Source organism: Acidovorax sp. GW821-FHT10A04 (genome assembly GCF_059415825.1).
Genome location: NZ_JBWKNZ010000019.1, coordinates 34,300 through 56,795 on the forward strand (window position 1 = coordinate 34,300; position 22,496 = coordinate 56,795).

22 protein-coding genes are annotated in these 22,496 nt (G+C 67.9%); 6 read left to right on the forward strand and 16 right to left on the reverse strand.

The genetic code is table 11. From position 1 onward, the window contains the following. Positions 1-11: 11 nt before the first annotated feature. The 9 genes from AC07PF_RS29165 to AC07PF_RS29205 form a co-directional block, all read right to left on the reverse strand. Positions 12-1,046, reverse strand: a complete 1,035-nt coding sequence (locus AC07PF_RS29165; RefSeq protein ID WP_007856841.1) for a branched-chain amino acid ABC transporter permease — start codon at positions 1,044-1,046, stop codon at positions 12-14. Further along, positions 1,043-1,777, reverse strand: a complete 735-nt coding sequence (locus tag AC07PF_RS29170; RefSeq protein ID WP_007856842.1) for an ABC transporter ATP-binding protein — start codon at positions 1,775-1,777, stop codon at positions 1,043-1,045. The genes AC07PF_RS29165 and AC07PF_RS29170 overlap by 4 nt, the downstream gene beginning before the upstream one ends. Then, positions 1,774-2,559 (reverse strand): ABC transporter ATP-binding protein, encoded by a 786-nt coding sequence (locus AC07PF_RS29175; protein ID WP_007856843.1) that lies wholly within the window; start codon positions 2,557-2,559, stop codon positions 1,774-1,776. The genes AC07PF_RS29170 and AC07PF_RS29175 overlap by 4 nt, the downstream gene beginning before the upstream one ends. A 91-nt stretch (positions 2,560-2,650) precedes the next feature. After that, on the reverse strand, positions 2,651-4,132 hold the full coding sequence (locus tag AC07PF_RS29180) for an extracellular catalytic domain type 2 short-chain-length polyhydroxyalkanoate depolymerase (protein ID WP_494614239.1): 1,482 nt from the start codon (positions 4,130-4,132) through the stop codon (positions 2,651-2,653). Between the two features lie 162 nt (positions 4,133-4,294). Further along, positions 4,295-5,491: a substrate-binding domain-containing protein gene (locus tag AC07PF_RS29185; protein ID WP_007856845.1), complete on the reverse strand. Its 1,197-nt coding sequence runs from the start codon at positions 5,489-5,491 to the stop codon at positions 4,295-4,297. A 152-nt stretch (positions 5,492-5,643) separates the two neighbouring features. After that, entirely contained in the window at positions 5,644-7,152 is a 1,509-nt protein-coding gene (locus AC07PF_RS29190) for a sigma-54 interaction domain-containing protein (protein ID WP_494614240.1), read from the reverse strand. 35 nt (positions 7,153-7,187) lie between these two features. Then, positions 7,188-7,796: a DUF2325 domain-containing protein gene (locus AC07PF_RS29195; protein ID WP_494614241.1), complete on the reverse strand. Its 609-nt coding sequence runs from the start codon at positions 7,794-7,796 to the stop codon at positions 7,188-7,190. Between the two features lie 227 nt (positions 7,797-8,023). Then, complete coding sequence (locus tag AC07PF_RS29200) at positions 8,024-8,401, reverse strand: VOC family protein (protein ID WP_494609693.1); 378 nt, start codon at positions 8,399-8,401, stop codon at positions 8,024-8,026. A 121-nt stretch (positions 8,402-8,522) separates the two neighbouring features. Then, positions 8,523-9,302 (reverse strand): class I SAM-dependent methyltransferase, encoded by a 780-nt coding sequence (locus AC07PF_RS29205; protein WP_494614242.1) that lies wholly within the window; start codon positions 9,300-9,302, stop codon positions 8,523-8,525. A gap of 100 nt (positions 9,303-9,402) precedes the next feature. On the opposite strand from AC07PF_RS29205, the gene AC07PF_RS29210 reads away from it, so the two are divergent. Beyond that, positions 9,403-10,281 (forward strand): LysR family transcriptional regulator, encoded by an 879-nt coding sequence (locus AC07PF_RS29210; RefSeq protein ID WP_007856850.1) that lies wholly within the window; start codon positions 9,403-9,405, stop codon positions 10,279-10,281. 92 nt (positions 10,282-10,373) lie between these two features. On the opposite strand, the gene AC07PF_RS29215 is transcribed toward AC07PF_RS29210, so the two are convergent. From AC07PF_RS29215 to AC07PF_RS29225, 3 genes are all read right to left on the reverse strand, one after another. Further along, entirely contained in the window at positions 10,374-11,891 is a 1,518-nt protein-coding gene (locus AC07PF_RS29215) for a tripartite tricarboxylate transporter permease (RefSeq protein ID WP_494614243.1), read from the reverse strand. Between the two features lie 15 nt (positions 11,892-11,906). Further along, a complete protein-coding gene (locus AC07PF_RS29220; protein WP_007856852.1) occupies positions 11,907-12,422 on the reverse strand; it encodes a tripartite tricarboxylate transporter TctB family protein in 516 nt (171 codons plus the stop codon). Positions 12,423-12,531: 109 nt separating this feature from the next. After that, positions 12,532-13,491, reverse strand: coding sequence for a Bug family tripartite tricarboxylate transporter substrate binding protein (locus AC07PF_RS29225; protein WP_007856853.1), 960 nt, complete (start codon positions 13,489-13,491; stop codon positions 12,532-12,534). Between the two features lie 169 nt (positions 13,492-13,660). Between AC07PF_RS29225 and AC07PF_RS29230 the strand changes: the two genes are divergently transcribed. From AC07PF_RS29230 to AC07PF_RS29240, 3 genes are read left to right on the forward strand one after another with little or no spacing between them, the layout of a single operon-like run. Further along, entirely contained in the window at positions 13,661-14,359 is a 699-nt protein-coding gene (locus AC07PF_RS29230; RefSeq protein ID WP_007856854.1) for a response regulator transcription factor, read from the forward strand. After that, on the forward strand, positions 14,356-15,852 hold the full coding sequence (locus tag AC07PF_RS29235; RefSeq protein ID WP_007856855.1) for a sensor histidine kinase: 1,497 nt from the start codon (positions 14,356-14,358) through the stop codon (positions 15,850-15,852). The genes AC07PF_RS29230 and AC07PF_RS29235 overlap by 4 nt, the downstream gene beginning before the upstream one ends. Beyond that, positions 15,849-16,286: an RNA-binding S4 domain-containing protein gene (locus AC07PF_RS29240; protein WP_494609689.1), complete on the forward strand. Its 438-nt coding sequence runs from the start codon at positions 15,849-15,851 to the stop codon at positions 16,284-16,286. Before AC07PF_RS29235 ends, AC07PF_RS29240 begins: the two co-directional genes overlap by 4 nt. A 118-nt stretch (positions 16,287-16,404) precedes the next feature. On the opposite strand, the gene AC07PF_RS29245 is transcribed toward AC07PF_RS29240, so the two are convergent. The 4 genes from AC07PF_RS29245 to AC07PF_RS29260 are packed head-to-tail and all read right to left on the reverse strand — an operon-like array spanning position 16,405 to position 19,560. Further along, entirely contained in the window at positions 16,405-17,046 is a 642-nt protein-coding gene (locus AC07PF_RS29245) for an ATP-binding cassette domain-containing protein (protein WP_494614244.1), read from the reverse strand. 2 nt (positions 17,047-17,048) lie between these two features. After that, on the reverse strand, positions 17,049-17,783 hold the full coding sequence (locus tag AC07PF_RS29250; RefSeq protein ID WP_494614245.1) for an ABC transporter ATP-binding protein: 735 nt from the start codon (positions 17,781-17,783) through the stop codon (positions 17,049-17,051). After that, on the reverse strand, positions 17,780-18,529 hold the full coding sequence (locus AC07PF_RS29255) for an ABC transporter ATP-binding protein (protein ID WP_494614246.1): 750 nt from the start codon (positions 18,527-18,529) through the stop codon (positions 17,780-17,782). Before AC07PF_RS29255 ends, AC07PF_RS29250 begins: the two co-directional genes overlap by 4 nt. Then, positions 18,526-19,560: a branched-chain amino acid ABC transporter permease gene (locus AC07PF_RS29260; RefSeq protein ID WP_494614247.1), complete on the reverse strand. Its 1,035-nt coding sequence runs from the start codon at positions 19,558-19,560 to the stop codon at positions 18,526-18,528. The genes AC07PF_RS29255 and AC07PF_RS29260 overlap by 4 nt, the downstream gene beginning before the upstream one ends. A 121-nt stretch (positions 19,561-19,681) precedes the next feature. On the opposite strand from AC07PF_RS29260, the gene AC07PF_RS29265 reads away from it, so the two are divergent. Further along, entirely contained in the window at positions 19,682-20,545 is an 864-nt protein-coding gene (locus AC07PF_RS29265; protein WP_145696006.1) for a MurR/RpiR family transcriptional regulator, read from the forward strand. Next, on the forward strand, positions 20,542-22,482 hold the full coding sequence (locus AC07PF_RS29270) for a bifunctional 5-dehydro-2-deoxygluconokinase/5-dehydro-2-deoxyphosphogluconate aldolase (RefSeq protein WP_494614248.1): 1,941 nt from the start codon (positions 20,542-20,544) through the stop codon (positions 22,480-22,482). The genes AC07PF_RS29265 and AC07PF_RS29270 overlap by 4 nt, the downstream gene beginning before the upstream one ends. The last annotated feature ends 14 nt before the right edge of the window (positions 22,483-22,496 follow it).

The following is a 22,496-nucleotide window of genomic DNA, read 5'->3' on the forward strand; positions in this document are numbered from 1 at the left end:
TGGGCTCCTCTTCAACGGTTGGCCACTGGATAGACACCCTGCGGGCGCCATAGCAGGATCGCCACCATGAGGGCGATGTTGGAGAACAGCGCCACCTTGGGCACCAGGAAGCCGGTGTAGTTGGCCATCAGCCCCACCAGCAGCGCGCCGATGAGGGCGCCGCCCGTGGACCCGAGGCCGCCGATGATGATCACGATGAAGATCAGCACGTTGACCTGGGCGCCCATCTGCGGCACCACGTTCTGCTGGTACAGGCCCCACATCACGCCGCCCAGGCCGGCCAGGGCCGAGCCCACCACGAACACGCCGATGAACAGGCGGCGGATGCGGTAGCCGAGCGACTCGACCATCTCGCGGTCCTGCACGCCGGCGCGGATCAACAGGCCCACCTTGGTGCGCGACAGCGTCCAGGCCAGCACGGCAAAGACCAAGAGGCCCACGGCCACCGCCACCAGGCGGTACTTCTCGATGGCGGCATCGCCGATGAGCAGCGAGCCACGCATGCCCTGGGGCAGCGGCAGCGGGATCTGCTGCGGGCCCCAGATGACCTTGATCAGCTCTTCGCCGATGATCATGCCGCCCATGGTGATGAGAATCTGCTTCAAGTGCTGGCCGTACACCGGCCGCACGATGAAGCGCTCGAACGCCAGGCCCACGGCACCCGCCACGGCCATGGCCACCAGCATGGCCGGCAGCACCGCGACCAGGTTGCGCCACAGCTGGTCGGAGCCCGTCCAGTCGCCCATGGCACCCAGCACGCTGGTGGCCACGAAGGCACCGAGCGCGATGAACACACCATGGCCGAAGTTGAGCACGTCCATCAGGCCGAACACGAGCGTGAGGCCCGAGGCGATGATGAAGATGATCATGCCCATGGCCAGCCCCGCCACCGTGAGCGTGAGCCAGGTGCTGGGCGAGCCGATGAAGGGCAGCACCAGCAGCGCCAGCGCCGGCACCAGGGCCAGCGGCTTCCAGTCGAAGTCGCGCAGGAGGGACGTCTTGGCAGCGCTTGCGGCCGCCGTCGTCGTTGTCGTCGTGGTGCTCATAGTGCCAACCCCAGCAGCGATCGCTGCAATGCCTCGTCCTCGGCCAATGCGGCCATGCTGCCCGCATGCACCACCTTGCCGTTGTCCATCACGGCCACGGTGTCACCGAGCCGCTTGGCGAAATTGATGTTCTGCTCGACGAGCAGAATGGTCACGCCGCTCTTCTTGAGCTGGTCGAAGGCGTCGATCATGTTGTTGATGATGGCCGGCGCCAGGCCCTTGCTGGGCTCGTCCACGATGAGCAGGTCGCGCGGCTCGACGATGGCGCGGCTCACGGCCACCATCTGTTTTTGCCCGCCCGAGAGCTTGCCGGCCGGGTGGTTCCAGAACTTCTCCACCGCCGGGAAGAGCTTGAAGATCCATTCGAGCCGCGAGCTGTCCATCTGCGCCGCGTTCTTGGCCCCGCGCGCGGCCAGCAGCATGTTCTCCTTGACCGTGAGGTCGGCGAAGATGCCCATGTTCTCGGGCACATAGGCGATGTTCATGCCGGCGATCTGCGGGGTGTTGAGTGCCGTGATGTCCTTGCCACCGAAGTGGATGGTGCCCTGTGAGGCGTGCCACAGGCCCATGACGGTGCGCAGCGTGGTGGTCTTGCCCGCGCCGTTGCGGCCCAGCAGCATGGTGAGCTGGCCCTTGGGCACAGCGAGATCCACGCCGTGCAGGATGTGGTACGCCCCGATGTGGGTGTGCACACCCTTCAGTTCGAGCAGGTTGTTGCTGTTCGTGGTCATGCCGTGGCCTCCTTGCCGGACTCTTTGGAGACACCCAGGTAGGCTTCCTGCACCACGGGCGAGGCGATCACCTCAGCGGGCACGCCGTCGGCCACCAGGGTGCCGTTGGTCAGTACGATGATGCGGTCGGCCAGCTCGCGCACCACGTCCATCTTGTGCTCCACCAGGAGGATGATCTTGGTCTTGTCCTTCTTGAGTTCGCGGATCAGGTTCAGGATCACGGGCGCCTCGTCGTGGCTCATGCCGGCCGTGGGCTCATCGAACATGTAGACCTGCGGCTCCAGCGCCATGAGCAGCGCCACCTCGAGCTTGCGCTGGTCGCCGTGCGGCAGGCTGGCCACGGGCGTGTCCTGCCGATCGAGCATGGCCACCGCCTGCAGGATGGCGCGGGCGCGCTCCGTCAGGCCACGGTGGTCGCTCCAGATGCTCCACAGGTTCAGCCCCCGGCGGTGCTTGCCCTCCTGCGTGGCCTGCACGGCCAGGCGCACGTTCTCCAGCACGCTGAGGTTGGGAAACAGGTTGGTGAGCTGGAAGGCACGCCCCAGGCCCGCATGCGTGCGCGCCGAGACCGATTGGCCCGTAAGGTCCTGCCCGCCCAGGGTGACGCTGCCCGCGCTGGCGCGCAGTTGCCCCGAGATGAGGTTGAAGTACGTGGTCTTGCCCGCGCCGTTGGGGCCCACGATAGCGGTCAGCGTGCCCGGCTCGAAGGAGCAGGTCACGGCGTTGACCGCCACGTGGCCGCCGAAGCGGATGGTCAAGTCCTTGGTGGCCAAGGTGCTCATGGGAGGTGCTTCACTTTCACGGTCGTCGTCTTTCAGGGGTACCGGGCGCCCTGCCCTCTTGCAGGCAGGAACCCCGGCGTTCAGCGCATTGTCAGGGGCAGGTGCCGATGACGTAGTAGTTCGGACTGGTCTGCTTCAACGTGGTCGTCACGAACACGTTCCACAGGCCCATGTTCTGATTGGAGCCCTTGGCATAGGTGTAGCCGCCGGTCTGCGTGGCGCGGCCGGCCTGCACATGCGCGTAGTTGGTGGCCGTGGTGCAGGTGGCCGTGCCGCCCGAGCCCGCCAGCGTGGTGCCCGAAGCGGCCGCCGATGCGGCGCCCTCGGCACCGTTGGCGTCGGCGGCGCGCACCGTCCAGCTGTAGCTGGTGGAGGCGGCCAGGCCGGTGTCGGTGTAGCTCGTGCCGCTCACCGGCAGGGCGTTGACCTTGTTGGTGTTGCGGTACACGTTGTAGCTGGCCGCGCCCGAGACGGCACCCCAGCCCACCACCATGGAGCTGGCCGTGGCGCCCGAGGTGTTCACGCCCGTGGGGGCCGGCAGTGCGGGGTTCGTGGGCGGGTTGGTCGTGCCGCCACCGCTGCTGATCTGGTCCACCATGGCCTTGATGGCCACCATCTGCGGGCCCGACTTCTTGGCGTAGTTGGCGTTGTCATAACCCCACCAGTCAAAGCAGCTGTTGGTGGCCGCCGTGCTGGTCTGCGGGTAGAGCATCACGATGTTGTTGCTGTCGGCCCAGCGGTTGTAGCCGGTGTTGCGCACATATTGCTGCTGCACATCGCTGATGTTCTGCTTGCAGCCGTGCAGCACCACGTGCAGCCGGCAGGTGGCGCTGCCGCCGGCCTGGCAGGCCTGCGGGATGTAGGCCCAGCCGGTGGTGGCCATGCCGTGGTTGGTGATGAACTGGTTCTGGTTGAACTCGACGTAGTTGCCTGCCGGCAGCGTGGCGTTGTTGCGCGCGTTCAGCGTGCCGTACAGGTGCTGCAGCATGGCGCCGGCCAGGTCGAAGTTGCAGTCGCTGATATAGGGCGCGCCCTTGGTGGAGCAGCCGTTGCCGTAGTCGTCGGTGACCATGGCGTGCTCGGCCGCGATGTCCTTCTTGTAGACCACGTTGGCGGCCGGCACGAAGCTGTTGTAGTAGGTGCGCAGCGCGTCCATCACGCCGGGCTTGACCACGCTGTCCAGCGTGCCCGAGAACAGGTAGACCTTGGACGCCTGCAGGTTGGCCACCGGGTCGATCAGCCCCTGGCTGGCCCAGGTGTTGGTGGTACTCACCAGCGTGCTGGTGGGGATGCCCGCGGGGCTGGCCATGCAGCGCCCGGTGGCGTTGACGATGGAGCCCTCGGCGCAATAGAAGGGCCCGCCCGCGACCACGCCCGCGCCCTTGGCGAAGGTGGCCGAGTAGGCCACGTGCAGTTGCACGGCCATGAAGCCGCCGGCCGACAGGCCCGACACGGTGGTCTGCGTGGCGTCGATCTTGAGCGCGGGGAGGTTGACGGCAGCGGATGCGCCACCGGCAGCACACAGTACCAATGCAGCACTTGCTGCGGCCGCCCGGATGAAATTGAAAGCCATGTTGTCTTGTCTCCAAATAATTTTGAAAAAGTCTGACCCAGCCCCCGTGTCAACCCGGGAGTTCATGCATCAATTCACTGGAAAAAAAGGGGCGGCCGCCCCTGCGGGATGGATCCTCGGCGAAAGGGCGATTGCCCTTTCGCCAAGGCCACGCGAACCGGTTTATCGCTGGTTGCGAATCGGCACTTGCATCTCTTCAGGCTTGATCTCGCGCACCAGCTCGGGCACGCCCCAGGCGAAGGCCGGGTCCACCTTGATCTTGAAGTGGTACATGCTCTGCATGGCCTGGTGGTCTTCCTTGCGGAAGGTCATCTTGCCCTTGGGCGTCTCGAAGCTCATGCCCTCCATGGTCTTGATGAGCTTGTTGGTGTTGGTGTCGCCGTTCGTGGCCTTGAGGGCGGTGACCAGGGCCATGGCCGAGCTGAAGCCACCCGCGGTGAAGAAGTCCGGCGGGGTCTTGAACTCCTTGTAGTGCGCAGCCACCAGGGCTTCGTTCACGGGGTTCTTGGGGATGCCAAAGTAGTAGTACGTGGCACCTTCCATGCCGGGGAAGTTCTTGTACGCGGCCATGGCGGGCAAGATGTTGCCGCCCGTGGCGATCTCGATGCCGTAGCGCTTCAAGTCCAGGTCGGCGATCTTGAAGGGGTTGCCGGCGCCGGCCCAGATGATGAAGATGACCTTGCGGCCAGGCACGTCCTTGAGCTTGTCGATCAGGCGCTGGGCACCGGCGGTGAAGTCGGTGGTGGTCGTGGGCAGGTACTCCTCGTGCACCAGCTTGGCATTCTTGAGCGCGTCCTTGAAGGCCTTCACGCCGTCACGGCCGAAGGCGTAGTCCTGGGCCAAGGTGGCCACGGTCACGCCGGCCTTGTCGATGGCCACGGCGTTGGAGATGGCGTCCTGGCTGCTGTTGCGGCCGGTGCGGAAGATGTACTTGTTCCACTTGTCGCCGGTGATGGCGTCGGCCACGGCGGGCTCCACCAGCAGGATCTTCTTGTACTCTTCGGCCACGGGCAGCAGGGCCAGGGCCACGCCCGAGGAGGTGGGGCCGACGGCGATGTCGGCCTTGTCGTCCGAATAGGCCGAGGCCAGCAGGCTCTTGCCCAAGTCAGGCTTGCCCTGGTCGTCCTTCTCGATCACGACGAGCTTCTTGCCATTGACGGCCATGGTGCCGCCGGTGGCGTAGTTCAGGCCCATCAGCAGGCCGGTCTGGGTCTGCTTGCCGTAGGCTTCGAGCGGGCCGGTCTTGCTGTAGATGTGGGCGATGCGGATCTCGCCGGACTGGGCGAACGCGGGGGCGGAAAGCGTGGCTGCGGCGGTAACGGCGGCAGTGGCGAGGGCGACCAGGGTGCGACGGTGCATGGCGATGTCTCCTTGTAGTGATGCCTGAACATTGCACAGTTCGTGCCAACGCACAAACCGTTGATTTCTATGAAACTTTTGCTGACACCTCGGCAACAGTGTTCAATTTCAATACATCTATTTTGTCTGAATTTCAGACATTTGCCTGAAATTTATTCAGGGTTTTCCAGACGTCCGTAGAGCGTGGCGCGCGAGATGCCGAGCTGCCGCGCGGTGGCCAGCTTGTTGCCGCCGTGGGCCTTCATCGCGGCATGGATGGCGCGCTGCTCCAGCTCCGCCACCTGCTCGGCCAGGGGGCGCAGGTAGCGCGATTCGTCCTCGGCCTCGACCACCACGGCAGTGGTGTCCTGCACCGGGGCGGCGGGCTCCACGCCGGCCTCGCGCAGGATGCGCTCGAGTTGCGCCGCGTCGATGGACTGCCCCTCGCTGCGCATCACAGCCTGCTCGATCACGTTGCGCAGCTCGCGGATGTTGCCGCGCCAGGGCTGCCCGGCCAGCAGGGCCATGGCATCGGGCAGCAGCTCGGGTGGCGGCGTGCCGTTGCGCAGGGCGAGGTCGTCGCCCAGCGATTCGACCAGTGCCGGGATGTCGCTGCGCCGCGCGCGCAGCGGCGGCACGCGCACCGGCAGCACATGCAGGCGGTAGAACAGATCCTCGCGAAAGCGCCCCTCGCGCACCTGGGCCGCCAGGTCGCGCGAGGTGGCCGCGAGGATGCGCACGTTGAACGGCACCAGCTTGTTCGAGCCCAGCGGCTCGATCTCGCCCTCCTGCAGCGCGCGCAGCAGCTTGGCCTGCAGGCTTTGCGGCATGTCGCCGATCTCGTCGAGGAACAGCGTGCCGCCGTCGGCCAGCTTGAACTTGCCGTCGCGCCCCTTGGCCGATGCACCGGTGTAGGCGCCGGGCGCCACGCCAAAGAACTCGGCCTCCAGCAGCGTGTCGGGCACGGCGGCGATGTTCACGCTCACGAAGGGGCCGCTGGCACGACTCGATGCCGCGTGGATGGCATGGGCCAGCAGCTCCTTGCCCGTGCCCGTCTCGCCCAGCAGCAGCACCGGGCTGCTCGATTGGGCGGCACGCCGCGCCTGGCGCTTGACCTCGGCAGCGGCCGGGCTCGAGCCGATGAAGCTGGCAAAGGTGTACTTGGAGCGCCGCTCGCCATCGCCGGCCACGGCCAGGCTGCGCCGGCGCTGGCTGGCCAGCTCGCGCCGCGCGTCATCGAGGTCGCGCTGCAGCAGCGCGAACTTGCTGATCAGCGGCTGCAGCGTGGTCTCGGGGTGGTCGAAGAGCACGATGCCGATGGCACCGATGACGCTGCCCGCATCGTCGCGCAGCGGGATGCGGCTGACCACGAAGGTGCCGGCCTTGTTGGTGAGCAGGTCGATCAGCACCGGGTTGCCGGTCTCCAGCACGCGGCGCATGCCGGTGTTGGGGATCACCTCCTCGACCATGCGGCCCAGGAACTGGTCCAGCGACGTGAAGCCCAGGTCGGGCAGGAAGCGCTGGTAGCCCTCGTTGACCCAGACGATGCGCCCGCTCAGGTCCACCAGGAACATGCCCTGGCTGACACTGGAGAACAGGTGGAACATGGACCGCGCCGCGAGTTCGAGGATGCCCTGGGCATCCAGCGGCAGTGCGGGGGCGTCATCGGTGAGCGGGGGCATGTGCGGATGGTAGCAAGCCCGCCACCCGCTCCGGGTCAATCCGCCGTGACCGGCGCGTGCAGGCCGCTCACCGCACGCAGGCCGCGCGCCATGCGCAGCACCACCACGGGCTTTGCCGCTTCTGCCGCGCCGGCACCGAGCGGCTGGTCCACCAGGATGCAGGGCTTGCCGGTGCGCCGGCAATGGTCCTGCACGCGCCAGTACTCGTCGTGGCTGATGCAGCCCGTCTGGCAGATCACGAGGTCGGCCGCCGCCAGGCTCGAATCGAGCGCCGGCGATGCCGGGGCCAGGGCCTCGGGGGCGGCCTGCGCCTGTTGCTCCACCTGTGCCGCAGCCACGGCCTGCAGGCGCCAGCGCAGGCACTCGCGCGAGAGGCTGGTGATGCGCTCGGCCAGCGCCGCGATGTGGCGCGCCATGTCACGCCGGCGCGTCAAGCCCGGCTGCGCGGCCTGCAGCTGCAGCAGCTCGTCCTGCGCCATGGCCAGCCGGGTATCGCGCACCACCACGGCCGCGCGCAGGCGCACCACCTCGGCCCGCAGTTGCTCAAGCTCGCCCGCCTGCTGGGCAAGGGCGTCGCTACAACGCGTCTGCGCCGCCCCCAGTTGGCGGCACAGCACCAGGAACTCTTCGGACAGGGTATGCATGCACCATCCTCGATAATAAGAATGATTCGCATTTTATGGTATGATTTGCCCGTCTGAGCAAGCTACCTGGTGGGGGGCACCCAAGGAAGCGAGTCCTGGGTGCCTGGCTTGCGAAGTTTGCTGGGCGGGCAAGGTCGGGGCGTACCCAGGACCATCCAAGTACGCCAGGGCCTGCCCGCCGCCCCTGCAAACCATGGACCACAGCGGTCACGCCGCCGTGCACAGGATCACCTGCTGGCCTTCTCTGCCGAGCGCAGGGCGATGCAGTTGCCCTCCAGGTCACCGACTTCCGCGACGCATCCAAAGCTGCCGACCTCGGTCACGGGGTACAGCACCACGCCGCCAGCCTCCACCGCCCGGCACAGCGCGGCATGGATGTCCGGCACATGGAAATAGATGCGGGCGCCCGCGCGGCCAGGCACGTAGCTCTCCCCTCGGGCCAGCGCACCGCTCGCGCCGCGGCCTTCCTCGGCATGGGGAAAGAACGCCATCTCGTTGCCGTCCACGCTCGCCTGCTCGAACTCGCACCCCAACAGAGCCCGATAAAAACCCATGGCCCGCGCCAGGTCGTGCACCGGGATCTCGAAGTAGGACACGGGATTCATCAGGCGGCTCCATCGGTGCTCTCAAAACGGGAAGCGGACCGCGCCTGCGCAGGCGCAGGCGGCCAAAGCCCCACGCTGCAAGCATAGCGCCCGGGTGATTGCGGGCCTCGGGCCTGTGGGATCAGGGGTTGCTGCGGTTGATGAAGTTGTCGGGGCCACGGCCGCCCAGCCTGGGCAACAGCCCGCCCGGGGAGTGGGCAAACTCCGGCGGCTTGCGTGCCACGATGAAGAGCCGGATGTCCTTGCCCCGGGTACCGTGCCGTTCGACGGAAACGATGTCCAGGCCCTGCCGGGTCATGGCCGCATGCAGCCCGGGCCCCTCGAAGTTCAGCACGGCGGGTGCCTTGCCGATGGCCCGCATCAACGGCAGCGCGAGCCAGGGAATGAGCGGGTTCATCTCGCCGATGCAGGGTGTCTTGGAGATCAGCAAACCGCCCGGGCGCAGCGCCTGCACCGCCAGTTGCAGCGTATGGTCGAGGTCGCTCACCAAGTGCAGCATGTTGAAGGCCAGCACCACGTCGTAAGCCTCCTTGCCGCACACCGGCAAATCGGCGTCGGCCACCGCAAAGCTCAGCTGCGGCACCGGCTGGACCGCCAGCTTGCCCTGGGCAATGGCGATCATGCCGGCAGAAACGTCGGTCGCCAGCAGGCGCCGGGTGAAGGGCGCCAGGCGCAGCGCGGTGGTGCCCGTGCCGCAGCCGATTTCCAGCACCTCCTGCTCTGCGGACAGCAGCGCCTGCACGCGCTGCAGCGTGGCCTCGTAGCCCGGCATGTCGGCTATCGGATCGGCCGCGTACTTGGGCGCGATGCGGTCCCAGAAAAGGGCCTTGCGGACAGTGGCGCCACCCGCCTGTGGGAGCACGGATGCATCGGTGGGTACGGGAGAGGTGGTGGTCGGCATGGGGTGGGACAACGTCGGTGCAATGGACAGCGACCGATGCTATCCATGCACCACGCCCCAGGGAACTGTCAGAAATTGCAGTGAACATATACATTTATGCATGGATAAACTCGACTGGAACCAGCTCCGGGCGTTTCTGGAAACCGCCGAAACCGGCTCGCTCTCGGCCGCTGCGCGCAAGCTGGGCCTGACCCAGCCCACGCTGAGCCGCCAGGTCGCGGCCATCGAGCAGCGCATGGGCGTGACCTTGTTCGAGCGCGTGGGCAAGGCCATGGCGTTGACCCCCACGGGCATGGACCTGCTGGAGCACGCCCGCGCCATGGGCGCCGCGGCCCAGGCCCTGGGCGTGGCGGCCAGCGGGCGCTCGCAGGAGGTGGGCGGGGTGGTGTCGGTCTCGGCCACCGACGCCGTGGCCTTCTACCTGCTGCCCCCGCTGGTACGGCAGTTGCGCGAAAAGGAACCGGGCATTGCCGTCGAGGTGATCTCGTCCAATGCGCTGAGCGACCTGCTGCGCCGCGAGGCCGATATCGCCATCCGCCACGTGAAGCCGGAACAGCCGGAGCTGATCGCCCGGCTGATCCGCGAGACGTCGGCCAGCTTCTATGCCTCCAAGGATTGGGTGAAGGTCCATGGCCACCCGCGCAGCGCCGAAGACGCGACCCACCTGCCCTTCGTGGGCTCGGACCGCTCGGGCCAGTACCTGGGCTACCTGCGCCAGCACGGCCTGCCCCTGAGCGAGGCCAATTTCAGCTGCTACTCCGACCACTCGGTGGCCCACTGGGGTCTGGTATGCCAGGGCATGGGCATCGGCGCCATGATGGACGAGATCGCCCACGCCACCCCGGGCATCGTGCGCGTGCTCGACGACGTGCCGCCCGTGATCTTCCCGATCTGGCTGGTCACCCACCGCGAACTGCGCACGGCGCGGCGCATCCGGGTCGTCTTCGAGGCGCTGGCGCAGGGCCTGCAGGCAGGATGAAGCAGCCCGCAGGCGCGCGCAAGTCCACTGAAAAAAGGGCGGCACTGCAGAAACTGCCGTGCCGCCCCAACTACCCAAAACAGTGTTCGGCCTCAGCCCGCGGCCGTGACCCCTTCGGTCGCCGCCTTGCGCGCGGCCCAGCGGCGCGCCACGCGCGGCAGGATCAGCACGGCCAGCACGATGACCATCAGGGTCAGCGAGCCCGGGCGCTCTAGGAAGATGGTCCACTTGCCTTCGCCGATGGCCACCGCATTGCGCATCTGCGCCTCGGCCAGGGGGCCCAGGATCATGCCCACGACCACGGGGGCCGAGGGGATGTCGAAGCGGCGCATGACCACACCCAGGAGGCCGATGGCATACAGTAGCACCAGGTCGAACGCGCTCTGGCGCATGCCGTACACGCCCAGGGTGGCAAACACCAGGATGCCCGCGTACAGGTAGGACTTGGGGATCTTGAGCAGCTTGACCCACAGGCCCACGAGCGGCAGGTTCAGGATCAGCAGCATGACGTTGCCGATGTACATCGAGGCGATCAGCGCCCAGACCAGCGCACCGTTGCTGCTGAACAGCTGCGGGCCGGGCTGGATGCCGTAGTTCTGGAACGCGCCCAGCAGGATGGCCGTGGTGTTCGACGTGGGGATGCCCAGCGTGAGCAGCGGGATCAGCGTGGCTGTGATGGCCGCGTTGTTGGCTGCCTCGGGGCCGGCCACGCCTTCGATGGCGCCGGTGGTGCCGAACTCTTCCTTGTGCTTGCTCAGCTTCTTCTCGGCCGCGTAGCTCAGGAAGGTCGGGATCTCGCTGCCGCCCGCGGGCACGGTGCCGAAGGGGAAGCCGATGGCCGTGGCGCGCAGCCAGGCGGGCCAGGAACGGCGCCATTCCTGCTTGGTCATGTGCGTGCTGGTCAGCTTGTTCTGCGACTCTTCGGTCTTGCCCTCGTACATCACGTTGTACAGGGCCTCGCCCACGGCGAACAGGCCCACGGCGATCAGCACGACTTCGATGCCGTCCATCAGCTCGGGCACACCGAAGGTGTAGCGCGCCTGGGCGGTGAGCTGGTCGATGCCGATCAGACCCAGCGCCAGGCCCAGGAACAGCGCCAGCATGCCGCGCAGCGTGCTCTTGCCCAGCACCGCGCTCACCGTGGTGAAGGCCAGCACCATGAGCATGAAGTACTCGGGCGGCCCCAGGCGCACGGCGTACTCGGCCACGAGGGGCGCGAAGAAGGTCACCAGCACGGTGGCGATGGTGCCCGCCACGAAGGAGCCGATGGCCGCCGTGGCCAGCGCTGCGCCGGCACGGCCGTTCTTGGCCATCTTGTTGCCCTCCATGGCGGTCACCATGGAGCCCGCCTCACCGGGCGTGTTGAGCAGGATGGAGGTGGTCGAGCCGCCGTACATGGCGCCGTAGTAGATGCCCGCGAAGAAGATCATCGAGGCGGTGGCTTCCACCTTGACGGTGATGGGCAGCAGCATGGCCACGGCCACGGCGGGGCCGATGCCGGGCAGCACGCCCACGGCGGTGCCGATGACACAGCCGATGAAGGCCCACATCAGGTTGATGGGGGTGGCTGCAGTGACGAAGCCCTGCAGCAGGAGGTTCCAGGTTTCCATGGTGTCGCGCGGGCTTTACAGCCACCCCGTGTTCGTGAGGCCGGGCAGGTTGATCGCCAGCAGTTGGGTAAACATCCAGAACACCGGCGCAGCCACGGCCACACCGATGAACAGGTCCTTGATCCAGGCCTTGGGGCCCAGGTCGAGCTTGCCCTCGGAGCTCTTGAAACCGCGCACCGCCAGCACGAAGCACAGCGCGCAGCTCAGGATGAAGCCCAAGGTGGTGATCAGCATGGCGTTGAGCAGCAGTCCGGCCGAGACCCAGACGAAGCCCTTCCAGTGGGCGCTGTCGTCGCCAGACGCCTCTTCCAGGTCACGAAAGCCGCCCGTGCGGGCGTGGATGATGGCCAGCACCCCGCAGACGATGAGCACGATGGCCACCACCCAGGGGAAGAAATTGGGGCCCACGCCGCCATAGCCCGCCTCGGAGCTGATGGAGGTGGCGCCCCAGGCCAACAGGCAGCCCAACAGCAGGGTGCCGGCGCCCACCACGGTCTGCAGGGCCGTGGAGCGAGAGGAATGTTGTGTCATGTTTTTATCCCGCAAGGAAGAGCGGCGCGCAGAGGACTGTTGCCAGCACCGTATTGCGCGCCGCCCGGAGGGTGCGACGATGGGCTTGCGCCGGGCTCTGGGCCCGGCGTCAGATCATGCCGGACTTGACCATCGTGGCGCGCAGGCTGGCGAACTCGGCATCCACGAAGTTGGCGAACTCGTCGCCGGCCAGCCATGCAGGCGTCCAGCCGTTCTTCTCCATCGCGTCCTGCCAGGACTTGTGCTTGTAGGTCTTGGACAGCGCGTCGATCAGGTCCTTGCGCTGCTCGGCGGTGATGCCGGCCGCGCCATACACGCCGCGCCAGTTGCCGATCTCGACGTTGATGCCCTGCTCCTTGAGCGTGGGCACGTTCACGCCCTTCAGGCGCGTGGCCGAGGTCACGCCCACGGCGCGCATCTTGCCAGCCGTGATGTACTCGGCAAACTCGCTGTAGCCGCTGCCGCCCACGGTGACGTTGCCGCCCAGGATGGCGGCGGTGGCCTCACCGCCCCCACGGAAGGCCACGTAGTTGATCTTGGCCGGGTCCACACCCACTTCGCGGGCGATCATGGCAGCCGCGATGTGCTCGGTGGATCCGCGCGAACCGCCGCCCCACTTCACGCTGCCGGGGTCCTTCTTGAGCTGGTCGACCACGTCCTTCATGGTCTTGAAGGGCGAGTTGGCAGGCAGCACGAACACGTTGTACTCGCTGCTCAGGCGCACCAGCGGCGTCACCTTGTCCAGGCCCACCGGCGGCTTGCCGGTGATGATGCCGCCCAGCATCACGGCACCCATGGTCATCAGCGAATTGGGGTCGCCCTTGCTGGCGTTGGCGAACTGCGCCAGGCCGATGGCACCGGCTGCGCCGCCCTTGTTGTCATAGGTCACCGAGTTGGCCACGCCGGCATCCTGCATGGCCTTGCCCAGGGCACGGCCCGTGGTGTCCCAGCCGCCACCGGGGTTGGCAGGGATCATCATCTTGATGGCTGCAGCGGCCTGGGCGGTCAGCGGCAAGGCACCGGCTGCCGCCATGGCGGCCAGGGACTTGAGGAAGGTATCGCGACGCATCGTTGTCTCCTTGAATGATTGGCGAACCTGTCGATGATGCGCGCCCTGCCTGTCAAACGGCTGTCCTTGGCCCTAGGGAAAACACTAGGTAACCAAAGGCTGCATGCCGCCGGCGCCTGCGGGGAAGACATGAAAGCCGAGAACCGTGCACAGCCCCTCCCACAGTGATATGGTCCCGCGCATGAAATTGCTGCTTGTCGAAGACGATCCCACCATGCAGGCCACGCTGCACCGGGCCCTGAGCCGCCGCGGCATGGAGGTGACGCCCGTGGGCGATGGCCGCGCCGCGCTGGCGCAGTGGGCGGCCCAGCCGCCCGATGCGGTGGTGCTGGACCTGACCCTGCCCGGCCTGGACGGCCTGCAGGTGCTGCAGCAGGCGCGCACGCGCGGCCTGCGCACGCCGGTGATAATCCTCACCGCACGCGGCACCGTGGGCGACCGCATCATGGGCCTGAACTCGGGGGCCGACGACTACCTGCCCAAGCCCTTCGACCTCGACGAGCTCGAGGCCCGCCTGCGCGCCCTGGTGCGGCGCAGCGCCGACCCGGTGGCCAGCAATGCCCTGCCGCCCAGCGTGCAGCAGATCGGCGCCATCCGCTACGACACCAACAGCGGCGCCATCTACCTGAACGGCGAGGTGATGGAATTCACCCCGCGCGAGCTGGCGCTGATGCATGCGCTGCTGGCCCAGCCCGGCCATGCGGTGACCAAGGAGCGGCTCTACGAGCTGGTGTTCCCGGGCCAGCTCGACGTGCAGTACGAGGCCATCGAGGTCGTGGTGTACCGGCTGCGCAAGAAGCTCGCGGGCACCGGCCTCACGCTCATGACGCTGCGCGGCCTGGGCTACCTGCTGCGGACGGATGCATGAGGAAGACGCCCCCGGGCGAGCCCCGCACGCCCCCCACGCCACGGCCCCACTCGCTGCGCCGCCGGCTGCTGCTGGGCATCCTGCTGCCGGTGGTGGTGTTCATCACCTACAACACCATCAGCGCCTACCAGCAGACCCTGGCCTCGCTGAACACCGCCTACGACCGCACGCTGCTGGCATCGGCCAAGAGCATCAGCGAGCAGTTGGACGTGACCGGCTACGAGGAGGCGGCGCACCTGCGCGCCATCGTGCCCTACTCGGCGCTGGAGGCCTTCGAGGCGGACAACAAGAGCCGCATGTACTACCGCGTCTCCAACCTGCAGGGCGACCTGATCTCGGGCTTTGACGAGCTGCCGCTGTGGAAGGGGACCATCCCCGCGCGCCCGCCCTATGCGGCGCTGGTGGATTTCTACGACGACACCTTCCGCGGCCTGCCGGTGCGCGTGGCCGTGCTGCTGCAGCCGGTGGCCAGCTCCAGCGGGCGCGCCATGGCCGTGATCCAGGTGGCCGAGACGCTGGAGGTGCGCGAGGCGCTGGCGCTGCAGAACCTGCGCAACACCCTGCTGCGCCAGGCCCTGCTGATCGCCGTGATCGGCATCACGGTGGTGCTCGTGGTGCAGCGCGCCACCCAGCCCGTGCGCCAGCTCAGCCAGGAGCTGCAGGCCCGCCAGGAAGGCGACCTGAGCCCCATCACCGCGCCCGCTGCGCCGCGCGAGCTGCAGCCCCTGATCGAAGGCACGAACGAATTCCTGCAGCGCCTGCGCCACCTGCTGCGCCACCAGAAGCGCTTCGTACGCGACGCCTCGCACCAGCTGCGCACGCCGCTGGCGGTGCTCAAGACCCAGGTGCAGTCGGCCCTGCGCGGCGACATGCCGGCCGAGCAGGCGTTGCACGAGATCCGCGACACCGTGGACCGCGCCACCCAGCTGGCCAACCAGATGCTGGCCCTGGCCAAGGTGGAGCAGTTGCGCCAGCAGAGCGCACCGCCCGTGACGCGCTTCGACGAGATCCTGCGTGGCGTGGCGCTCGACATCTCGCCCCTGATCGCCCAGCGCGACCTGGACTTCGGCATCCACACCGATGCCGCCCCCATCCAGGCGCACGAGTGGATGCTGCGCGAGCTCACCCGCAACCTGCTGCACAACGCCGTGCGCCACGCCCCGCCGGGCAGCGAACTGTCGGTGGAGCTGCGCACCGATGGCCGCCACGCGGCCCTGACCGTGAGCGACCACGGCCCCGGCATCGACGATGAACTGGCGCTGCGCCTGTTCCAGCCGTTCTCGGCCGGCGACGTGCGCACCGGCAGCGGCCTGGGCCTGGCCATCTGCCAGGAGATCGTGCAGGCGCTCGGCGGCACCATATCGCTGGCCAACCGCACCCAGGCCGGCCGCGTGCTCGGGCTCGATGCCGTGGTGCGGCTGCCACTGTCCACGGCGGCAGACACCACCACCGGCATCGCGGGCATGGCGGACGGGGCACAATCGCCAGGATGACCCCCACCGAGACGATGCGCCTGGACAAGTGGCTCTGGTGCGCCCGCTTTTACAAGACCCGTGGCCTGGCCACCGACGAGATCGGCAAGGGCCGCGTCACCGTCAACGGCCAGGCCGCCAAGCCCGCGCGCGACGTGCGCCCGGGTGACACCGTGGCCCTGCGCCAGGGCCCCGTGGCCCGCACCGTGACCGTGCGCGCCCTGAGCGGCATGCGCGGCCCCGCGCCCGTGGCGCAGCTGCTGTACGAAGAGACCGCCGAGAGCATCGCTGCCCGCGAAGCCGCGGCCGAGCAGCGCCGCCTGGCCCCCGAGCCCGCCGCAACCCTGCAGGAAGGCCGGCCCACCAAGCGCGACCGGCGCGACATCGAGCGCGCCACCGGCCGGGTCGCCGCGCCGGGCTGGGACAGCCGCTGGAGCGCCTCGATCGACGAGTGATACGGATTTGCCTTCAACCGTCTAACGTCGTTGGTTCGCCTTGCCGTGCTACAGCACTGTCTGCGGCTCCCGCCTAGTTATACGATCGAATGCAAATCCGTATGGGCTCCGCCCCACGCTATGCGGCCACGCTCTGCGCGGGCGCCAGCGCGCCCAGGTAGCTGCGCACCGCAGACTCCCGGGCCAGGGTGTCGAAGTCCGGCGCCTGGCTGACCACGCCCTTGTTCACGAATAGGAAGCGCTCGCAGCTCTGGCGCAGGATGTCCACGTGGTAGGGCTCGTTCGGGTGCAGGCACAAAAAGACCAGCTTGCCCTTGCCGCGCAGCGTGGCGAAGAAGTCGAGCATGAAGCCGATGTAGCCGTCCTGCGTGTTGAACTGCGGCTCGTCGAACAGGTGCACCAGCGGCGAATCGGTGGCCGCATGCTGCAGCAGGAAGTTGGGCTTGCCGCGCTGGAACGAGCGCACCTGGTAGGACTGGTGGTAGTGGATGGCCAGGCGGTCGCGCTCGCGCGTGCGCACCTGGTGGATGTCCTGGCCGTTCACCAGCACCCGCCCTGCCGTGGGCCGATTGCTGCCGGTGATCAGCTCGAACAGGGTGGTCTTGCCCGAGCCATTGGGGCCCATCACGCCCACGACCTGCGGGCGATCGACGACGAAGTCGGCCGCCAGCGAGAAGGTGCGCTGGCGGTTCAGCAGGCCGCGCGTGTAGTCCTTGGCCAGGCGGTCCACGTGCAAGAGCGGTGCAGCAGAAGCAACCATCGTCATACCCCCAGAAGCTGCATGCGCAGCGCAGCGTTGTCCAGCAGTTCGCGGGCCGGGCCCTCGTGCACGATGCTGCCGCCACCCATCACGTAGGCGCGGTCGGCCACCTGCAGCGCGCTGTGCACGTTCTGCTCCACCACCAGCACGGCAATGCCCTCGCGCTTGAGCCGTGCAATGGTCTTCATCACATCCTGCACCACCTTGGGCGCCAGGCCCTGGCTGGGCTCGTCGAACAGCACCAGCCCGGGCGATCCCAGCAGCGCGCGCGAGATGGCCACCATCTGCATCTCCCCACCCGAGAGGTTTTCGCACTCGCGGTGCATGAGGTACTCCATGGCGCTGAAGATCTCGAAGCACTCCTTCTCGTTCCAGGCGCGAAAGCGCGTCTTCTTGCGCGCGATGGCCAGGTTGCGCGCCACCGTCAGCGTCGGGAAGATACGCCGGTCGTCCGGCACCCAGCCGATGCCGCTCCGGGCGATCTCGTGCGTGGCCTCGTGTGTCACATCGCGTCCATCGAAGGCCACGCTGCCGCTTCTCGCGGGCGTGAGGCCCAGAATGGTGCGCAGCGTGGTCGTCTTGCCCGCGCCGTTGGGGCCCAGCAGCGCGACGACCTCGCCCGGGCCGACCTCCAGCGACACGTTGAACAGCACCTGCGTCTCGGCATAGAAGGTGTTCACGCCCTGCAGCGACAGCATGGCCGGTGCCGGTGATGGATGTTGCAGAACCGCGCTCATGTTGCCAGGGCCCCGAGGTTGGAGCGCTGCACCCACTCGCTCTCGCGCAGCTCGGCCGGGGTGCCACGCGCGATGACCTGGCCCCAGTGAATGACCGACAGCGTGTCGGCCAGGCGAAACAGGAATTGCATGTCGTGCTCGATGATGACGATGGTGAGTTCGCGCTTGAGGCCGGCCACCAGGTCGGCCAGGCGCGCCGTGCCTTCGGCGCCCAGGCCTGCGGTGGGCTCGTCCAGGAACAGCATGCGTGGCTCGGCCGCCAGCGCCACGCCGATCTCCAGCGCCCGGCGCTCGCCGTAGGACAGGCTCTTGGCCGGCGTGCGCTCCTTGCCCTTGAGCCCCACGCGCGCGAGCACGGCCGCGGCCTGGTCCTGCGCACCGCTGTCGGCGCCCAGGTCGCGCCAGCCATTGAAGCCCTGGCGCCGCACCTGGGGCATGGCCACGAGCACGTTGTCCAGCGCCGAGTCGTCGTTGAACAGGTTCATGATCTGGAACGAGCGCGATATGCCCTTCCGGGCGATCTCGCGCGGCGCCAGGCCGGTGATGTCCTCGCCGGCAAAGGTCACGCGGCCGCGGTCGGGCTTGAAGCGCCCGGTGAGCACGTTGAAGCAGGTGGTCTTGCCAGCCCCGTTGGGGCCCATGATGCCGGCCAGCTCCCCTTCGCGCACGCCGAGGGTGATGTCTTCGAGCACCACCTGGTCGCCGAAGCGCTTGGACAGCCCTGTAGCTTGGAACAGCATGCTCATGCCTCCTTTTCCTGGATCGCGATCACGGGGACATGCGTGCTGTCGGCAGCGGCGGCGGCCCGGGCACGCCGCGCGCGCCAGTCCTGCCACATGCCGGCCACGCCCTCGGGCTTGTAGAGCACCAGCACCATGAACACCAGGCCGTACCACAGCAGCCAGGTCTCGGTGTAGGCGCCCAGCAGGTCACGCGCCAGGATGAAGAAGGCCGCGCCGATCAGCGGCCCCCAGAAGCTCACCAGCCCGCCGCCGATCAACACCATCATCACCACGAAGCCCGAGTTGTGCAGGCTCATCACGTTGGGGTAGGCCGACTGCTGGGCCATGGCGAACATGGCGCCCGCCAGCCCTGCCACCCCGGCCGAGAGCGTGAAGGCCAGCCACTTGTAGAGCCACACGTTGTAGCCCACGAAGGCCGCGCGCGTCTCGTTCTGGCGAATGGCGTTGAGCACGCGGCCGAAGGGCGAATGCACCAGCCGCCACAGCAGCGCCACCGTGACGGCGAAGACCGCCAGGCAGAAGTAGAACAGCGCCTCGTTGCTCTTGAGCGGGAGTGACGCAATGCCCAGCTCCGCTGGCAGGCGCTTGATGTTGAGCAGCCCGTCCTCCCCGCCCGTCACGGTGTGCCACTTGTTCGCGATGAACCAGAACACCTGGCCGAAGGCGATGGTCAGCAGCGCGTAGTAGATGCCGCGCCGGTGCGAGATGAACAGCCCCACCAGCGCCCCCAGCACGGCCGCCACCAGCACCGCCCCTGCCAGGTCGAACCACAGGTTGGCCCACAGCCGGTGCTGCAGCAGGCCGAAAGCGTAGGCGCCGATGCCGAAGTAGGCCCCGTGCCCGAAGGACGGCAGGCCCGCCGTGCCAAGCAGCAGGTTGTAGCCCAGCGCGAACAGCATCCAGATCATGATTTCCAGCGCCAGGTACTGGTACAGGCCTGCGCCCGCAATCCACAGCGGTGTGGAGAACAGCACGGCCAGCGTGATGAGCAACGGGGCTGGCAGCACCCGGGATCGACCAGGAACGAATTGCATGGCGGGAAAACCCTTGTTCGAATTGGCTTGTGAAAACAGAATGTACGTTCTAATATTCGATCACACAAGAATTTTCGTTCTAGTACTTTCCCGATACCCACCAGCAGGCACCCGACGATCTATGGACAGCGCCACCACCTACGACGAGCTCAAGGACGCGATTGCGCGCGCCTACCCCGACATGTCCAAGCAGCTGCAGCGCATCGCGCGCTTCGCGCTAGAAAAGCCGCAGGACCTGGCGCTGGGCACGGTGGCCGCGCTGGCCGAGGCCACCGAGGTGCAGCCCTCGGCCATGATCCGCTTTGCCAATGCGCTCGGCTACAAGGGCTTCTCCGACATGCAGCAGGTGTTCCGCGGGCACCTGGTGGAGCGCTCGGCCACCTACCGCGAGCGCATCGACCAGTTGCGCCGCCAGCAGGTCACGGGGCAGCGCGCCCCTGCCGGGGTGCTGCACCAGCTGACCAGCGACTCCATGACCGAGCTGGGGCACCTGGAAGAAGCCGTGCGCGAGGCCGACCTGCGCGCCGCCGTGAAGCTGGTGGCCGCCGCCAGCCGTGTGCACGTGCTGGCCCAGCGGCGCGCCTTCCCCATCGCCTGCTACCTGAGCTATGCGCTCGGCCAGCTCGAGCTCAAGACCCACCTGCTGGACGGTGCCGGCGGCATGCTCGACGAGAACCTGCGCTCCGTCGACAAGAACGACGTGCTGCTGGTGGCGAGCTTTCGCAGCTATTCGCCCGACGTGGTGCACGCTGCGCAGACCTGCAGCCGCCGCGGCGTGGCGGTGATCGCCATTACCGACGGGCCGCTGTCGCCGCTGGTGGAGCCATCCAAGGTCTGCTTCGAGCTGGCGGACGACTCCTCCAAACCGTTTCGCTCCCTGGTCGCGCCCATGTGCCTGGCACAAGCGCTGGTCATGAGCACCGGCCACCACCTGGCCGAAAAAACCGCGCCCCAGCAGCGCACTGCACGAAAGACCCGCACATGAGCAATCCATCCCCCCGCCGGCTGGACGTGGTCTGCATGGGCCGCGCCGCCGTCGACCTGTACGGCGAGCAGATCGGTGGCCGCCTGGAAGACATGCAGAGCTTCAGCAAGTACCTGGGCGGCTCGCCCGCCAACACCGCGGTCGGCGTGGCACGCCTGGGCCTGAGGCCCGCCATGCTGACCCGCGTGGGGGACGAGCACCACGGCCGCTTCGTGCGCGAGGCCCTGGCCGCCGAAGGCGTGGACACCAGCCACGTGACCACCGACCCCCGGCGCCTCACGGGGCTGGTGTTCCTGGGCATCCAGGACCGCGAGACCTTTCCCCTGGTGTTCTACCGCGACCACTGCGCCGACATGGCGCTCACGGCCGAGGACGTGGACGGCGACTTTATCGCATCGGCCACGGCGCTGCTGCTGTCGGGCACGCACCTGTCGCAGCCCAGGACCTTCGAGGCCTGCCGCCGGGCGATTGCGCTGGCGCGCGAGCGCGGCACGCGCACCGTGCTCGACATCGACTACCGCCCCGTGCTCTGGGGCCTGACCAGCCCCGGCATGGGCGAGCAGCGCTTCGTGGCGGACGACAAGGTCACGGCGCACCTGCAGGGCGTGATCGCCGACTGCGACCTGGTGGTGGGCACCGAGGAAGAGATCCACATCGCCGGGGGCAGCACCGACACCTTGCAGGCGCTGCGCCGGCTGCGCGAACTCACCCCGGGCCTGCTCGTGGTCAAGCGCGGCCCCATGGGCTGCGTGGCCTTCGACCGGGCCATCCCGGACAGCCTGGAGGACGGACTCAAGGGCCCTGGCTTCCCGGTCGAGGTGTTCAACGTGCTGGGCGCGGGCGATGCCTTCATGGCCGGCTTTCTGCGCGGCTGGCTCAAGGACGAACCGCTGTCCCTGTGCTGCGCCTGGGCCAACGCCTGTGGCGCCATCGTGGTCTCGCGCCACGGCTGCTCGCCGGCCATGGCCAGTTGGCAAGAGCTGCAGCACTTCCTGCAGCACGGCTCGCCCACGCGCCGCCTGCGCGAAGACCCGGTGCTCGAGCACCTGCACCGCAGCACCACGCGCACGCGCCGCTGGAGCGAGCTGGTGGTGCTGGCATTCGACCACCGCTCGCAGATCGAAGAAATCGCCGCACGCCACGGGCAGGGCGAAGCCCGCATCCGCACCTTCAAGCAACTCGTGGCCCAGGGCGCGCGCAACGGCGCCGGCACGCACGTGGGTGCCGGCGTGCTGCTCGATGGCCGCTTCGGCGAGGACGTGCTGCCCTCGCTCACCGGCAAGGGCTGGTGGGTGGGCCGGCCGGTGGAGCTGCCAGGCTCGCGCCCGCTGGCCTTCGAGGCCGGGGAGCACCTGGCCATCGAGATGCGCAGCTGGCCCGCCGAGCATGTGGCCAAGTGCCTGCTCTACTGGCACCCCGACGACACCCAGGAGCTGCGCCAGGCTCAGATCGCCCGGTTGCTGGAGCTGCAAGCGGCCAGCCATGCCACGCAGCACGAATTCCTGATCGAGGCGATACCGCCGCGCGAGATGCAGCGCGATGCATCCACGCTGAGCCGCACGCTGGAACAGATGTACGCGGCCGGCCTGCGCCCGGAGTGGTGGAAGCTGCCCCCGGCCGAGAGCGATGCCGAGTGGGAGGAGATCAGCCGCACCATCGCGCGCAACGACGCCCACTGCCGCGGCGTGCTGATGCTGGGGTTGGAGGCGAGCGAGGAAACCCTGTCGCGCAGCTTTCGCATCGCCGCCGCACACCCCGTGTGCCGGGGCTTCGCGGTGGGCCGCACGATCTTCGCCGAGGCCGCGGACCGCTGGTTCGCGGGCCAGATCAGCGATGCCCAGGTGATCGACGACATCGCCAGCCGCTATGCCCGCCTGGTCGTCCTGTGGGACGAAGCCCGTGCAGGCATGTCCGAGTCCGTCAGCGCCATTTTTTGACCAAGGAACACACA

What these genes read in the sequence shown, in the direction of transcription:
- AC07PF_RS29195 (WP_494614241.1), bottom strand. Translation starts at nt 7,796, where the DNA reads ATGCATACCCTGTCCGAAGAGTTCCTGGTGCTGTGCCGCCAACTGGGG.
- AC07PF_RS29230 (WP_007856854.1), top strand. Translation starts at nt 13,661, where the DNA reads ATGGTCCCGCGCATGAAATTGCTGCTTGTCGAAGACGATCCCACCATG.
- AC07PF_RS29220 (WP_007856852.1), bottom strand. Translation starts at nt 12,422, where the DNA reads ATGACACAACATTCCTCTCGCTCCACGGCCCTGCAGACCGTGGTGGGC.
- AC07PF_RS29175 (WP_007856843.1), bottom strand. Translation starts at nt 2,559, where the DNA reads ATGAGCACCTTGGCCACCAAGGACTTGACCATCCGCTTCGGCGGCCAC.
- AC07PF_RS29240 (WP_494609689.1), top strand. Translation starts at nt 15,849, where the DNA reads ATGACCCCCACCGAGACGATGCGCCTGGACAAGTGGCTCTGGTGCGCC.
- AC07PF_RS29245 (WP_494614244.1), bottom strand. Translation starts at nt 17,046, where the DNA reads ATGGTTGCTTCTGCTGCACCGCTCTTGCACGTGGACCGCCTGGCCAAG.
- AC07PF_RS29260 (WP_494614247.1), bottom strand. Translation starts at nt 19,560, where the DNA reads ATGCAATTCGTTCCTGGTCGATCCCGGGTGCTGCCAGCCCCGTTGCTC.
- AC07PF_RS29265 (WP_145696006.1), top strand. Translation starts at nt 19,682, where the DNA reads ATGGACAGCGCCACCACCTACGACGAGCTCAAGGACGCGATTGCGCGC.
- AC07PF_RS29200 (WP_494609693.1), bottom strand. Translation starts at nt 8,401, where the DNA reads ATGAATCCCGTGTCCTACTTCGAGATCCCGGTGCACGACCTGGCGCGG.
- AC07PF_RS29250 (WP_494614245.1), bottom strand. Translation starts at nt 17,783, where the DNA reads ATGAGCGCGGTTCTGCAACATCCATCACCGGCACCGGCCATGCTGTCG.
- AC07PF_RS29165 (WP_007856841.1), bottom strand. Translation starts at nt 1,046, where the DNA reads ATGAGCACCACGACGACAACGACGACGGCGGCCGCAAGCGCTGCCAAG.
- AC07PF_RS29270 (WP_494614248.1), top strand. Translation starts at nt 20,542, where the DNA reads ATGAGCAATCCATCCCCCCGCCGGCTGGACGTGGTCTGCATGGGCCGC.
- AC07PF_RS29185 (WP_007856845.1), bottom strand. Translation starts at nt 5,491, where the DNA reads ATGCACCGTCGCACCCTGGTCGCCCTCGCCACTGCCGCCGTTACCGCC.
- AC07PF_RS29225 (WP_007856853.1), bottom strand. Translation starts at nt 13,491, where the DNA reads ATGCGTCGCGATACCTTCCTCAAGTCCCTGGCCGCCATGGCGGCAGCC.
- AC07PF_RS29205 (WP_494614242.1), bottom strand. Translation starts at nt 9,302, where the DNA reads ATGCCGACCACCACCTCTCCCGTACCCACCGATGCATCCGTGCTCCCA.
- AC07PF_RS29170 (WP_007856842.1), bottom strand. Translation starts at nt 1,777, where the DNA reads ATGACCACGAACAGCAACAACCTGCTCGAACTGAAGGGTGTGCACACC.
- AC07PF_RS29210 (WP_007856850.1), top strand. Translation starts at nt 9,403, where the DNA reads ATGGATAAACTCGACTGGAACCAGCTCCGGGCGTTTCTGGAAACCGCC.
- AC07PF_RS29255 (WP_494614246.1), bottom strand. Translation starts at nt 18,529, where the DNA reads ATGAGCATGCTGTTCCAAGCTACAGGGCTGTCCAAGCGCTTCGGCGAC.
- AC07PF_RS29180 (WP_494614239.1), bottom strand. Translation starts at nt 4,132, where the DNA reads ATGGCTTTCAATTTCATCCGGGCGGCCGCAGCAAGTGCTGCATTGGTA.
- AC07PF_RS29190 (WP_494614240.1), bottom strand. Translation starts at nt 7,152, where the DNA reads ATGCCCCCGCTCACCGATGACGCCCCCGCACTGCCGCTGGATGCCCAG.
- AC07PF_RS29215 (WP_494614243.1), bottom strand. Translation starts at nt 11,891, where the DNA reads ATGGAAACCTGGAACCTCCTGCTGCAGGGCTTCGTCACTGCAGCCACC.
- AC07PF_RS29235 (WP_007856855.1), top strand. Translation starts at nt 14,356, where the DNA reads ATGAGGAAGACGCCCCCGGGCGAGCCCCGCACGCCCCCCACGCCACGG.